The organism is Burkholderiales bacterium (assembly GCA_035543335.1).
Lineage (GTDB): Bacteria > Pseudomonadota > Gammaproteobacteria > Burkholderiales > JAHFRG01 > JAHFRG01.
The window spans coordinates 36,725-50,574 of record DASZZH010000022.1; the positions used below are offsets into that span (position 1 = coordinate 36,725).

Here is a 13,850-nt window from a genome sequence, read left to right on the forward strand (position 1 = left end):
CATAAGGCGTTTTTTAAAAAAAACAATTATACTTTGAAACCTTTAGGCCCCCAAAAAGTTATCTAAGTCGGTCTCCCCTAGTCATAATCGAGGCTGCTTCAGAACGAGGCGGTCATTAGTTTAAGAAATAGGCAATTTATTCATGTTGTTACCAATCATTCTTTCGGGCGGTAGTGGAACGAGGCTGTGGCCGGTATCGCGCGAAGCTTATCCCAAGCCCTTTATCCGCTTACCCAACGGGAAAAGCCTGTTGCAGGCTACGTTGGCCCGAATTGCAGCGCTTGACCATGTCAGCGATGTAATAACGATTACAAACAAGGAGCATTATTTCCCTACCAGGGATGAATACCAAAGCATGGGATTTGGGTTAAATCACATTTATATACTTGAACCATGTGCCCGCAATACTGCGCCAGCCATAGCTATAGGAGCTTTTTATGCGTTAGCAAGATACGGTAACGACGCAACATTATTTGTTCTGCCGGCGGATCACCTGATTGAAAAACACAATTTGTTCGCTGCCTCGGTTTTAAAGGCGCAAACACTGGCCCAGCAAGGCTTTCTGGTGACATTTGGTATCAAGCCTACTTACCCTGAGACCGGGTACGGTTACATCGAGCTTGGGGACCAGCTCAACGATGGAAAGGGACACCGCGTTCTCCGATTCATAGAAAAACCTTCCCTTGAAGTTGTACAAAGTTTTTTGGCCTCCGGGAAACATTTATGGAATTCTGGAATGTTTTGCTTCACAGTCAGCGTGTTTCTCGACCGTCTCAAAGTATATGCCCCCGACGTATACAAGGGTGCATTGGCTTGCTGGCACTGTTGTGACCCAAAAACCGATAAGATAGACCTCGACGCGGCAACATTTTGCCAGATTCCTTCTATTTCGATTGACTACGCTCTGATCGAAAAATCGGATCAGCTTGCCGTAGTACCATGTAATTTTGATTGGAGCGATATCGGTTCTTGGGACGCTTTGAGCCGACTAACACCCGCCGATCCAAACGGAAACCGCGTTGTTGGCGAAGCTGTGCTTATGGACAGCCGAAATTGCTACGTACAGACGGATTCCCGTTTGATTGCTGCAGTTGGCCTGGAAAACGTGATTATCGTTGATACACCGGATGCCCTCCTTGTAGCACAGCGGGATAGCGTCCAGGGCGTCAAGCAGGTAACCGAGCAATTAAAACTTACCAACCATCCGACCCACCGCCAGCACAGTACCGTGGTTCGGCCATGGGGGACCTATTCAGTGCTGGAGGAAGGAACTGGTTTTAAGATTAAGCGCATCGTCGTAAAGCCAGGCGAATCTCTAAGTTTTCAAATGCATCATCATCGAAGCGAGCATTGGGTCGTAGTATCTGGAACCGCGAAGGTAATCAATGGGGACAGCGAAATGCTGGTCAGGACCAACGAGTCGACTTTTGTTCCAGCCGGAAATAAGCATCGACTAGAAAATCCCGGGGCAGCTGATTTGGTGATAATCGAGGTACAAAGTGGGAGTTATTTAGGGGAGGACGATATCATCCGCTTCGACGACCGCTACGGCCGTTCTTAGTGGAATCATTCCCGGCTGAGACGGCGACCCTCAGTCACGAGGGACAAGGCTAGGCCACGGCCTCAGGCCTTTACCAAGTTTTCGCGGGTCTGAGATAAACGCTGCGCGTGTCCACAATGAGCTTGGTGTGGCGCTTTATCATCTCGTAATCGAAGGCAGCGCGACTGGGTTCGCTCGCACGCCCAATCGAAAAGGAATCGATTCCAGTTTGCAGCGATGGGCTCTAGATCGCACTGCTGCTAAAACAGGGTTCACGTCGATGTCCCCAGTCGCGCTTGGACTCCAGGTTGCCCAGGTAAAGGCAGTCTTGCAGGCCCAGCTTGATGCGCGCCAGCGCCCGGGTAATCTTGCGGGTAACAAACGTCTCACCGCGAACAGGCGATTCGTGGTTGAACAAAATCCCGTTGCAGGCATACATACCATAGGCCTCACGGTAATTCACCGTGATCCAGTAGGCATAGAGCTTGGCCACCGCATAGGGGCTGCGGGGGTAGAAGGGAGTGGTTTCCTTCTGCGGAGTTTCCTGTACCAAGCCATAAATCTCTGAGGTGGAAGCCTGATAGAAGCGGGTTTTCTTTTCCAGGCCAAGAATTCGTATGGCCTCCAGAATACGCAAGGCGCCCAGGGCATCGGAGTTCGCCGTGTACTCCGGCTCCTCAAACGACACCGCGACATGGCTTTGTGTTGCCAGATTATAGATTTCCTTCGGCTGCACCTGTTGAATAATCCGAATGAGACTGGAGGAATCGGTCATGTCCCCATAATGCAGAATGAAGTTACGGTCGGAGACATGCGGGTCCTGGTAGAGGTGATCGATACGGTCGGTATTGAACAAAGAGGTGCGGCGCTTGATGCCGTGCACCTCGTAGCCCTTCTTCAGCAAGAATTCGGCGAGATAGGCGCCGTCTTGGCCAGTAATCCCAGTGATCAGAGCTTTTTTTCATTCTTGCATCCTACTGGAAAACGAAATTCTTAAACTCAATTCGAGCCATGTGCTACGTTTTTCAACCGCTGTATTTGCGCCGCGACCATTTTCTTGACCATCGCGTCAAAGCTCACCGTGGGCTCCCATCCCAACTGCTTGCGAGCCTTTGAGGCATCCGCAAGCGTTTGCCCCGATTCCAGCGGTCGCACAAGCGCCGCGTCGCTCACTACACATTCGCGCCAATCCCTATCTACGCAACGGTAAGCAACCTCGCACAATTCCTTTAGCGTATGCAGTTGCCCCGTGCCAATCACGAAATCATCCGGACGATCCTGTTGAAGCATCAACCACATCGCCCGCACAAAGTCGGCGGCGTAGCCCCAATCCCGGGCGATCTCGAGGTTACCCAGGGCAAGCTTTCCATGCTGGACAATAGGTCTTCCCATTTCGTTGAGATCCGGCGAATCTGAAATCCCCAGCGCCGCGCAGGCTGCGCCGTAGGCAACCTTTTGCGTCAAGAAATGGTGCGGCCTCCGCTCGCTCTCGTGATTGAACAAAACTCCGCTCACAATGTAGAGGCTATAACTCTCGCGATAAATCCGCGCCATCTGGTGGGCATACACCTTGGCTGCCGCGTAGGGATTGACCGGATTGAAGGGAGTTTGCTCGTTCTGGGGCGCGATGGATATCTGCCCGAACATCTCGGAAGAAGAAGCGTGATACACCCGACACGCCGGGCAATTGTGCCGGACCGCTTCAAAAAGACGTACCGCCCCCAAGGCATTGACCAGCAACGTCTCCGACGCTCGCGCCCAGGATTCGCCAGGGCGAGATTGAGACGCCAGGTTATAGATTTCATCGGGCTCGGCGTCCTGAATCGCCGAAGCAATGTCCACGCCCTCGGACATATCACCGAACAACACCTCTATACGCCCAGCCAGATGGCTGGCGTTATTCGTCCGATACCAGCTTTCCCGACGTGCTAGCCCAAAAACCCGGTACCCTTTTTCAAGCAACAACTCAGCAAGAAACGAACCGTCCTGCCCGGTAATACCCGTAATCAACGTGTTCTTCATGCCACCATCTACCTATTCTCCAGGCATGCTTGCAAGTCGCCGTGGATGTCGAACGCGACGGCCGATACCCCTGTTGCTATTTTATCTTGAGACTAACCAGAGCAAGACTTAAGCGACGGGAATCTCCACTTAGACCAAGCTCTTTCGGTGATTTGGCATCCGGCAATTCAAAGATAATCGATCTTGCATTACCGTCAGTAGCAACAGGAATTACAACCTCGGTGGGTTCCGGCTTGCTGAATTTTGTCTCTAATTGAGCGGTCCCAACGACTATTTTAATGGGCTTACCCATAGAAGGGGCGAACGGAGCCGCCTTGATTTTCAGCGTGAAGTTTTTGGGAAGTGGCTGGGTAAATTCAATGACGGCCTGTGTTCCGTCAGTCCATCGGCCAAATCCCTCTTTTCCTGAAATACCTTTAACGCTGGATACAAAACCGGGATAACCATCCCGATTGAATGTAATTCCCTCAGAAAACTGCGAACTGTCTCCACAAGCACCCAGAAAAGAAGTGATAATCAAGGCAGTTGAAACGCGCGACACGAAATTCAAATCGGCATTGAACAGCATAATTGTTACCTCCTAAAAATTTGGCTCATCGCGTGAGAATGTCTTCATACCGCTATCCGCCGTTTTGAAGCAGCCAACGCATCCTCGTAAAGTTGCAGCAACGAAGAGACGCTGCGCCTCCCGTCAAACCGAGCCGCCTGCTCCAGCGCAGCGGCACTCAACTCATCCCTCTCCATCGTATTCGAAGCCAGCCGCAGCATCGCTTGCGCCCAGCCTTCGGTATCCTTCGGAGCGAGTAGGATAGCAGCTTTCCCAGCCACTTCCGGAATCGAAGTGGACTGCGAGGTCAGTGTCGGCGCACCGAACTGCATGCCCTCCAGAACGGGGAGCCCGAAACCTTCGAACAGCGAAGGGTAAAGATTGGCGTAACAATTCCGGTAGAGCCAGATCAACTCCTCATCTGACACATATCCGGTCATCACAACGTGAGCAGTAATCCCCAACTCGCTCAAATGCTTCTGAAAATCCTCCATCAGCCAGCCTTTGCCACCCGCCAACACCAGCGGCATAGGCGCCCCCCCCAAGGCCAGATAGCGGGCATACGCCTCAGCGAGACAGCGCTGGTTTTTCCTAGGCTCGATGGTGCCAACGCTCAACCAATAGCCCCCGACGGGAACGCCCTTGAGCGCCTTTGGCCGTTTACCCTTCGCAGTTGAATCCGCAAACCGCGAACACGGATAAATCACACGAATGCGATCCTTCGGGAAGTGGGGGAACACGCTCAAATAATGCGCTCGTGAAGCCTCCGAAATAGCGACCACCCAATCCGCCGCTATCGCCGAGCGAAATACACCATCGAAACAGCCCACACGGTTGGCCTCGGTTGTCCAAGCGGGATCAACAGCGAAGCCCATGTCGTAGAAGGTGTAAATCAAGCGACTTGACGCCAATTGAACTGGGCACCAGAAGTTGTTGGCATGCACGATATCCGGCCTTCCCAGCGAGGCTTCCGCATCAGGCCCGGTCCAAAATACACGCGCCGTTTCCCGCGTGAGATGCCGTGGGCCGTACTGCACATTCCCGCCCGCATAGGGATTCCGAATGGGCATCAGTGCATCAAAATAGAAATCGCCAAAGCTGGGGAAAAGCGAATAGCGATGCTCCAGCGCAAGCTCCAGCATCGCCTGTATCATCGCGTGAGCAAAATAGCCGCAACCCGCCTTACCGGAGCCGGTTTGGGAAATGTCAAAGCCGATGTGCATAACTCCAATACTGCTATTCAGGTTTGTCGACGTAGAAAATGACGCGATCCCAGTAGTTGATACTGGCTAGAAGGTCCGTCATCCGCAAACGTTGAAGCTTGTCTCCCTGCCGGAATGAAGCCCAATCTTCCATTGAAAAAATCTGTAGGGCGGCTGGATGAGGCATAGGTGCGATGGATAAACCGGCCTTGAAGCCGGCATCGCGAGCAATCTGATCGATTTCTTCGAGCACTACATCGCGTGCGATCCAAGTGGGGTCGTGCTTCTTCTGGGCTTCTACAAACGCCATGGTCTCCGGAGAAGTGCTGTGCCGCGCCCCCCTCCCGCTTCACTTGGGCCAACAGATCGGCCATCTTCTCGACGGCGGCGATATCAATTTTCTGGGTGATCTCCGCGGCTTCTTTGAGGTGTTGCTGCGCGTAGCTCATGCGATCTCCCTTGCAGAAAAATAAGCTTCGGTTTCCTTCAGTCCCTGAGGCGAGCCAATTTCGTAGAAACGTTCGCTGACCTCGAATCCCGCCAACTGATCGGCGAGGGACAGCTCATGATAGACATCGGACAAATCGAAGGCCCGTTCCTTCGGATAAGACTCCAGCGCCGCCGCCGAAAGGATACCCAGGCCGTAATCTATGTATGCCATTTCCGGTCGGGGAGCGCTCTTGTTGTACTCCACGATTCGCCCGTCCCGAAACGACACATTGCTCTTGTCCCATTGATCTTCGTTGTGCAACACGGTCATCAACGCCGGTTTGCTGCTCTGCAGGAAAGCCTGCTGAACCGCACGAAAATCGCACGGGAGATAAGAGTCGCCGTTGAGCACGAAGAACCGTTCGCCCAACAACGGCAGGGCTTGCCTCAACGCCCCACCAGTTCCGAGCAGGGTTGGTCCGTCATGTGAATATTGTACCGTGAGGCCAGATGCATGCCCATTGCCGACAGCCGCCTCGATCTGCTCGCCCAGATAGCCCACGCATACCACGACCTTCACGATTCCCTGACGAGAAAGATAATCGAGCTGGCGGCAGATGAACGGCTTGCCCGACACCTCAATGAGCGCTTTCGGGATTTTCCGGGTTACGGGATGTAGCCTGGTCGCCAAGCCACCCGCCAGGATGGCCGCGGGGAACGACTCAAGATAAGACAACTTTAGTTCCTTCAAAATCGAACCGGAAACGAACCTCTTCGAGCCCGGCCTTGGCCATGGCATGACGCAACTTGTTGCGATCGGCCGCATAGAACATCAGGAACCCGCCGCCGCCCGCGCCCACGAGCTTGCCGCCCACGGCGCCGTTTTTCCTGCCGAGCTCGTAGCATTCGTCAATCCGGGGGTTGCTCATTCCGCCGGAGCGGCGCTTCTTGTGTTCCCAGTGCTCATGCATCAGTTCCCCGAAGAGGTTCGCATTGCCTTCTTCCAGCGCTTTCTTGCTGCTAAGGCCTAGCTCCTTCACGTAGTGCAGGTTCTTTAGCATCTCGCTGTCGCTCTGCATCGTGCGCGTGTTCTGATCTTTCAGGATGCTGCCCGCGCTGCGGGAATAACCCGTAAAGAACAGCAAAATGTTGTCCTCGAGATCAAACAGGGTGTCCATGGATATCTTGAGCGGCACGGCGGTCACACTGTCATCTTTATGGAAAGTAAAACAGGTTAAGCCGCCATATGCAGCGATGTACTGATCCTGTTTACCAATCGGCTCGCCCAGCCGGTCAATTTCAATGTGGCAGGCCAATTCTGCCAATTCTTGCGGATGAATCAACTGGCGGCGATGTGCATACAACGCCTTGAGTAGGGCGGTCGTAAAGCTACCTGATGACCCCAGGCCCGTTCCAGCGGGAATATCAGCCAAGGTGGTAATTTCGGTCTGCGGTGTGCGCAAATTTTGCATCAGTAGCGCTTCACGGATGATCGGATGATGCACATCCTGCACATGATCCACGTGCTCGAGCTGGGAGTATTTGAGGTAGATGCCCGGTGTAAAAGGACGCATCACCGTCACGTAAACGTATTTGTCTATCGCCGCTGCGATCACGAACCCTTCATGTTCGCGGTAATAGGAGGACAGGTCCGTGCCGCCGCCGCCCAGGGTTATGCGCAGAGGACTACGCGCGATGATCATAACCAGACTCCTTGTATAGCTTGTCCACAATCTCCAGCGCTGCAACCGCGTCCTTCAAGCCGGCCGCGGGCTTCCGACCGAGACGAATGTCTTCGAGGAACTCCGCCATTTCTACCCCCCAGGAATCATCATCCGTCGGATACTCCCAGACCTTTGTTTCGGGCGGTCCCATTTCCGGCAGCATCTTGTAGTAAGTCAAGCGCTCGACGCCATAGCTGCCGCCAAGGCCATCAATCTGCAACTTGCCGCTCCGCCCGTAGAGCTCGAACGAGAAAGTATTTTTCCACTCCGTGCAACTTACGTGCAGAAAAGCAACCTGCTTCTGCGCGGTCTTGAGCAGCAGGAACGCATTGTCGTCCACCGGCATGTCCCAGAAATAAGTGTGGGCAAATCCGTCGATCTCGGAAAAATCGCCGAGGAACCAGCGGGCAAGATCTATGACGTGCACCCCTTGGTCAATCAGCTCGCCACCACCGGAAATCGCCGGCTGCGCGCGCCATTCCTTCTCATAACCGATACGCCCTCCATGCCCATAACGCGCCCGCAGGAACATCAGCGGCCCCAGCCCGTCCGAATCGACGATTTGCCGCGCCTGTCGGAAGGCCCGGTGGTAGCGGTGGTTGAAACCGACGCGAACCAGAACGTCTTTTTCCCCGGCCAATGCGGTCAACGGCCGCAGCTCCTCGACGTGCCGGGCCGCCGGTTTTTCCGCCAGTACGTGCTTGCCAGCCTGGATCGCAACGCCGGCGATCTCCGCGAGCGCGTTGTGCGGCGTGGCAATGACGACGATGTCGATATCTTTCCGCTCCGCGGCCGATCGCCAATCCGTAGTGGCGGTGCAACCGGGTGCGGCGCGCGCGAGCTGCTCGGCCCGTGCAAGTTGGGTGTCCGCGCAAGCCACCAGGCGTGCGCCCGCAAGCGCGTTGGCGCGCTTCTCGCCGATGAGGCCGCAGCCGATGATGGCGACGTTCATGCGTCATTGCCCCAGGTCTTGCCGCGATCCTTGGGCACGATGCGGCGCAGCGTATAGATGTCCGAGTTGTTCAGGTCGTCGAGATGCTCCGGCAGCGAAGGCCAGGGATCCCACGTCGCGTTGATGAGCTTGCCCGTAATGCTACCGCCTGCTGCCGATGTAAGAAATACGCAAAGCTCGGCAACACGTTGCATGGATACACCACCACCCCGCTGCACTTTCAGGGCGTTGGCGTATTCTTTCTCGCCAGCAGCATTGGCTCCCCGAATGACTACCTCGGCCAACATCGTAGTATTCATTGCTCCAGGAGCTATGCAATTTACGCGCACATTGTGCGGGCGCAACTCCTCAGCCAGTGTCTCGCTGAATCGCACCAGACCGCACTTTGCCGTGGCGTAGGCAGTAAAATTCGGTCGAGGGCCTGTTGCACCTCCTCCCGAAAGATTGATGATGCTGCCACCGCCATGCCTGATCAAGCATGGTGCTAGGGCGCGGCACAAGGCAATTGGGCTTATCAGATCCACTTGAAGTGCGTTTAGCCATGCCAGCCAATCATTTTCCACGAGGGGGCCAATGGGTCCCAAAATGGCAGCGTTGTTAATCAGCGTGTTCAATTGTGGAACCTTTGCGTTTACCAACTTCGCGATTTTTTCCGTGGCATCGGGATTAGCCAAGTCCGCTGGCAATGTGATTGCTTGTTGGCCGGCCCGTTTGCCTAACTCGGCAATCAACCGTTCAAGATCCTCCTCGCGCCTCGCAACAAGCACGAGATTTGCGCCCGCCTCCCAGAAGGTGCGGGCCAGCACGTTACCGAGACCGCGAGTTGCGCCCGTAATCAGGCAGTGTGTTCCGCTTACGCTTACCATAGTGACCATTCCTCAAGAATCAGAAAAATCATTGCCGCAATTCCAGCACCCACTCGTTGGCACGGAGAAACTCGACCGTCTTGATTACCCCTTCCCGGATGCCGAATTTGGGCACCCAGCCCAGGGCGCGTATCCGGGCCGTATCGAGAAAGATGAACGGATTGTCGCCGATCCAGCCGCGATCGCCGCCAGTGTACTCGATGCGCGGATTGACGCCCAAGGCTGAGCTGATCCAGCCGATCGAGTCGTTGACTTCGCAGTAGGCGTCCACGCCCAGATTGAAGACGTTGACCTTGTCCGTGGCTTTCTCCATCGCCAGCAGCATTGCGTCGACGCAGTCCGCGATATGGAGATAAGACTTGCGTTGCTTGCCGTTGCCCAGCACGCGCAACTTCGCCGGGTCATTTCTTAATTGCTTGTAAAAATCGAATACGTGGCCGTGAGTGTAACGCTCGCCGAGAATCGAGACGAAACGGAAGATCCAGGACTGAAACCCGAAGCCCTCGCAATAGGCGGCGATCAACCCTTCCCCGGCCAGCTTGGATGCCCCATACAGCGATGTCTGAACAGGAAACGGCGCGTCCTCGGGTGTCGGAACCACGGAGGCCTCGCCGTACACCGACCCCGTCGAAGAGAAAGCAATGCGCTTGATGCCATTGGCGCGCATCGCCTCCAGCACATTGTAAGTAGCGATGGTGTTTTGCTCTAGGTCCTTCCGCGGATGCTCGGTGCCGAGCCGCACGTCGGCATTCGCCGCCAGATGCATGACGCAGTCGGCCCCCTTGAACCACTGGGTCAGCCCGTCCAGGTCGAGCAAGTCGCCCTCGATCAGGCGAAATTGCGGGTGTTCGAGCGCGCTCTCGAGAAACCGGCGCTGGCCGGTGGAAAAATTGTCGATGCCCGTAACTTGATGGTTCTCTGATATCAACCTGTCAACCAGGTTACTTCCTATAAATCCCGCGCATCCCGTTACCACGACGCTCATTTATATACCCAGAAGTGCCCGAGAAGATATCCCAGCGACGCAGTCGCAACCATGCAGATAATCACCGTTATGCCCGTTGAGACTTTAACGTAATTTATACAACCCTCGACGATTGCGAGAGACAATAAATAGCTTGCGAGAACCGATAGCAGATACCTGACGAATTGGCGGGGTGCATTGCCGTTGGCCTGGAAGGTAAAATATTTATTGGCCGTATACTGGAAGATTACTGCCAGCAAGTACGCAGACGTGACTGAAGCGACGCTCCCCCAAGCCATCTTCTCAAGAAAAAAATACAGAAGCGCTGTGTAGAGTAAGGTATTGGCCGCTCCTACGATTGCGTATTTGATCGCTCTTGTCAGGTGCAGATTCAGGGTTTGCATGCCGTCAGCAGGTAGGGTTGCACGGGGGTAAAACGGGCCGGGAACTTGAATCCGAATTGAAGAACGTACTTGCCTTTCGGTATTCTGGTTACGGTCGGGTCTGTTCCGAAAAGATTGCGAATTACGGCAGAAATATAATCCACGGTATATTGAAAAGCTGGCGGATGAGTCAGAAGCCTGTTGATCACCGGCACTGCCAGCGGAAAAACCAGTTTTTCAAAGCGGTAAAACCAGAGGGGGACACATGATTCAACAATCACCAATTTCCCACCAGGGTGCAACACTCGAAAAGCTTCTGATATAGCCCTTTCCAAATTAGCGGTACACTGAGTAACTGAGTTTCCCACCAGGTGATGCAGCAACATTACCATCACTACCCCATCAAACGAGTTGTCTGCCTTCGGGATATTCAGTGCATCGCCGGTCTCCATCGTCACGTTTTGTGGAATTTGCATGTCTGTGGGCAATTGATCGAGGAATAGGTCCAAACCGATAACATGGCCCACAACAAAAGTGTCGTAATCGAAAACGCCCCCGTTTCCAACGTCTAACAGGGATTGAATCCCACGCAATTCGGTAGTAAGCGCAACGTTAATTCTTTTGTACGTATCCAACTGACCAACACTTTTGGAATACTCACCCAAATTTTTCAGGAAGAACTCCGCGTTCTTGTCCCGGCTTTGTTGTGTTTGGGAATTATTGTCCTGGTTACGCATTGATAAATGATATCTGCTAGGTGCGCCCTAAGTCGCCCGCTTTCGGGCAACGACCAGACAACGAATCCCCTTGGGATAAGAAATCCATCTGGACAAGAATCCTTCTAGAATTAACACGACTTTTAAAAGACTACTTGCGGCAGTATTGGAGGCCTGCTTTCGTACAATCAGATCCAGATCCTCCTCGTTCAGGCGGCTTTGGTTGCGTTTTTTCACGATCGAAAAAGCGGGGTATATGAAAAAGCCGAGGTGGGATTGCCGTTCCACGGAAAATCCTGCACCCCGTAATTTAGATGTTAACTCGCTGATATCGTATCGGCGAAAATGCTTCAACGCCTTGTCATAAGCATCGTACAGATGCGGGCCCGCAGGCACCTCGATAACGGCAATGCCGCCAGGCCGCAGTATTCGATATACTTGTGCCAGCGCAGCCGCGTCGTCCTCGATATGTTCCAGAACATTGAGCATAACGACGGCATCAAAAGAAGCGGAGGGCAGCGGGCACTGAAGCAGGTCAAAGCGGAGCAGAGGAACAAACGGCAGTTCTTTAGCCAACCTGTACAGTGGCTCTCGTACAACGTCTGCTCCAATGATCATTGCATCGGGCAGTGCCAGCCTCATTTTTTTCAGCATAAACCCGGACGAACATCCTATTTCCAGAATGCAAGGCGTCTTGGTGCTCAAGTTGACCCTAAGCTGCCTTAAAGCATCCTCTCTGGAAGCAACGTCGATCGGGTGGGATTCGCCAGCCGCATCCTCATGCAAAGCAGTTAAATCGTCCGACCAGCCTTCAAAGTTTTCGCTGTATTCAAGAACCGGAACAATTTGTTGCCCCAGGCGGAATCCACCCCCGACCCACTCGGGAGGGCCCGCCGTATTCAGTGGAGGCGGCAACTTGAAAGGCAGCATTATGTTTCCGGGCGATCGAAATTGATCTTCTTGTCAATAATGTACATCGGCCGCCGCTTGACTTCGTCGTAGATGCGCCCGACGTATTCCCCGATCAATCCCAGACCAAGCAGTTGTACTCCGGCGAAGAACGTCACCACCAACACCGTTGTCGGCAAACCGGGAGTTAATTCCACCCCCAACAGCTTTTGCAGCAAATACCAGGCGCCAAGCAAAAAGCTGAATCCTGCCAGCCCGACCCCCGCAAGCGACATGAGCTGCAGCGGCCTGCTGCTGAAGCTGATCAACCCGTTCAGCCCGATCTTGAGGGACCCGGTCAGACGGTTGTAGTTGCCCTTGCCGGCAAACCGCTCATCACGGTCGTATTCGACATAAGCCTGCTTAAAACCCACATAGGCCACCAACCCCCGAAGGAATCCATGCGTCTCGTTCAGGCGCCGCAGTTCCTCGATTACACGGCGCGTCATAATCCTGAAATCCCCCGTGTTTCTGGGAATCTGCACGTCGCTTAGCCTGTTGATCGCCGAGTACCCCATATAAGAAATTAATCGCTTGGCCGGCGTCTCGCCTTTGCGCGAGCGGCGTCTTGCATAGACGACCTCATATCCTTCACGAAGCTTGGCAAGGAGCTGTTCAATCAGCTCTGGGGGATCCTGCAGATCGACATCGATCACGACACACGTGTCGCCGGTGCAGCTGAGAATGCCCGCCATCGTCGCGGCCGGTTGCCCGAATCGCCGCGAGAATACGAGCAGCTTGATGTTCGGATTGCGGTTGATCTCCTCCAGAATCACGCCTTCGGTATTGTCGGGCGATGGATCGAGGGAGAAAATAATTTCGTAACTCACCCCCATCTTCGCCATCACCGCTTCAGTGCGCTGCAGGAAGGGGCGAATGTTGGCTTGTTCCTTATAGACAGGCACAACTAATGTGAGATCATTGGTTTCAGTCATTTGCTTATTACCCAACTTACAGTAAATTAAAACTAATTATAGATGCACCAAGGTTTCTCGAATCGGGACTATTAGCATATCCTTTACTAGGAACCCATGCTCGCTGACGATTTTAGGATCACTTTCACGATACTATCCTCACTTTGCACTTCGCCACCAATCCGATAAACTCCAGGGTGATCGACCGTGAGTTCACCCAATTGATGGTCATTCGCTTCCAATACAAATTTAACAGCAGCCTGGCCGACAAACAATTCTCCGGGAACATTGAACTCCAAACCGATAGTCTTTCTAGGCACGGTAACGCAGGCCGACCACACACCGTCAGAAGTGGCCAACATAAAAAACTTTCTCCAAGTAACCAGTTGTTTTTCCTGCCCCATATTAATGCAGCCAAGGTTAGAAGGGCACCGCAGACGAAGAACCATGTGGAGGAACTGAAGGAAACTTGGGCTGCAGCCAAATAGCCAAAGCCAGAGAACTGGGCTGCACCCGGTTCGGTGGACACCCACCTAAGCTAATTGCATCTGGTTTTCGAACTCCATCGGGCTCACATATCCGAGCGTCGAATGCCGGCGCCGCGGGTTATAGAAGCGCTCAATATAATCAAATACGTCGGCCT

Annotated in this window: 16 protein-coding genes and 1 pseudogene; 1 reads left to right on the forward strand and 16 read right to left on the reverse strand. The window is 53.8% G+C overall.

What is annotated here, in order from left to right:
- Window positions 1-142: 142 nt before the first annotated feature.
- Window positions 143-1,561, forward strand: coding sequence for a mannose-1-phosphate guanylyltransferase/mannose-6-phosphate isomerase (locus VHE58_04405; protein HVS26524.1), 1,419 nt, complete (start codon window positions 143-145; stop codon window positions 1,559-1,561).
- Between the two features lie 250 nt (window positions 1,562-1,811).
- Here the strand turns inward: VHE58_04405 and gmd are convergent.
- The 16 genes and pseudogenes from gmd to VHE58_04485 form a co-directional block, all read right to left on the reverse strand.
- A pseudogene (gene gmd, locus VHE58_04410) lies at window positions 1,812-2,492 on the reverse strand (GDP-mannose 4,6-dehydratase).
- 47 nt (window positions 2,493-2,539) lie between these two features.
- The gene (locus VHE58_04415) at window positions 2,540-3,562 is read right to left on the reverse strand and encodes a GDP-mannose 4,6-dehydratase (protein HVS26525.1); all 1,023 of its coding nucleotides are present in this window, start codon (window positions 3,560-3,562) and stop codon (window positions 2,540-2,542) included.
- 76 nt (window positions 3,563-3,638) lie between these two features.
- A complete protein-coding gene (locus VHE58_04420) occupies window positions 3,639-4,130 on the reverse strand; it encodes a hypothetical protein (protein HVS26526.1) in 492 nt (163 codons plus the stop codon).
- A gap of 44 nt (window positions 4,131-4,174) precedes the next feature.
- On the reverse strand, window positions 4,175-5,332 hold the full coding sequence (locus VHE58_04425) for a glycosyltransferase family 1 protein (protein HVS26527.1): 1,158 nt from the start codon (window positions 5,330-5,332) through the stop codon (window positions 4,175-4,177).
- 13 nt (window positions 5,333-5,345) lie between these two features.
- Complete coding sequence (locus VHE58_04430) at window positions 5,346-5,621, reverse strand: hypothetical protein (protein ID HVS26528.1); 276 nt, start codon at window positions 5,619-5,621, stop codon at window positions 5,346-5,348.
- Window positions 5,622-5,756: 135 nt separating this feature from the next.
- Window positions 5,757-6,476, reverse strand: coding sequence for a nucleotidyltransferase family protein (locus tag VHE58_04435; protein ID HVS26529.1), 720 nt, complete (start codon window positions 6,474-6,476; stop codon window positions 5,757-5,759).
- Window positions 6,463-7,443 (reverse strand): GHMP kinase, encoded by a 981-nt coding sequence (locus VHE58_04440; protein ID HVS26530.1) that lies wholly within the window; start codon window positions 7,441-7,443, stop codon window positions 6,463-6,465. Before VHE58_04440 ends, VHE58_04435 begins: the two co-directional genes overlap by 14 nt.
- A complete protein-coding gene (locus VHE58_04445) occupies window positions 7,427-8,416 on the reverse strand; it encodes a Gfo/Idh/MocA family oxidoreductase (GenBank protein HVS26531.1) in 990 nt (329 codons plus the stop codon). The genes VHE58_04440 and VHE58_04445 overlap by 17 nt, the downstream gene beginning before the upstream one ends.
- Window positions 8,413-9,291: an SDR family oxidoreductase gene (locus tag VHE58_04450; protein ID HVS26532.1), complete on the reverse strand. Its 879-nt coding sequence runs from the start codon at window positions 9,289-9,291 to the stop codon at window positions 8,413-8,415. The genes VHE58_04445 and VHE58_04450 overlap by 4 nt, the downstream gene beginning before the upstream one ends.
- 19 nt (window positions 9,292-9,310) lie before the next feature.
- Window positions 9,311-10,267 (reverse strand): NAD-dependent epimerase/dehydratase family protein, encoded by a 957-nt coding sequence (locus VHE58_04455; protein ID HVS26533.1) that lies wholly within the window; start codon window positions 10,265-10,267, stop codon window positions 9,311-9,313.
- Window positions 10,264-10,650, reverse strand: a complete 387-nt coding sequence (locus tag VHE58_04460) for a GtrA family protein (GenBank protein HVS26534.1) — start codon at window positions 10,648-10,650, stop codon at window positions 10,264-10,266. Before VHE58_04460 ends, VHE58_04455 begins: the two co-directional genes overlap by 4 nt.
- On the reverse strand, window positions 10,638-11,366 hold the full coding sequence (locus VHE58_04465; protein ID HVS26535.1) for a class I SAM-dependent methyltransferase: 729 nt from the start codon (window positions 11,364-11,366) through the stop codon (window positions 10,638-10,640). The genes VHE58_04460 and VHE58_04465 overlap by 13 nt, the downstream gene beginning before the upstream one ends.
- 27 nt (window positions 11,367-11,393) lie before the next feature.
- On the reverse strand, window positions 11,394-12,275 hold the full coding sequence (locus tag VHE58_04470; GenBank protein HVS26536.1) for a class I SAM-dependent methyltransferase: 882 nt from the start codon (window positions 12,273-12,275) through the stop codon (window positions 11,394-11,396).
- Window positions 12,275-13,228, reverse strand: coding sequence for a glycosyltransferase family 2 protein (locus VHE58_04475; protein HVS26537.1), 954 nt, complete (start codon window positions 13,226-13,228; stop codon window positions 12,275-12,277). Before VHE58_04475 ends, VHE58_04470 begins: the two co-directional genes overlap by 1 nt.
- Window positions 13,229-13,314: 86 nt before the next feature.
- Window positions 13,315-13,611, reverse strand: coding sequence for a hypothetical protein (locus VHE58_04480; GenBank protein ID HVS26538.1), 297 nt, complete (start codon window positions 13,609-13,611; stop codon window positions 13,315-13,317).
- A 129-nt stretch (window positions 13,612-13,740) separates the two neighbouring features.
- Window positions 13,741-13,850, reverse strand: a 110-nt coding sequence (locus VHE58_04485; GenBank protein ID HVS26539.1) for an IS3 family transposase, incomplete at its 5' end; no start/stop codon positions are given.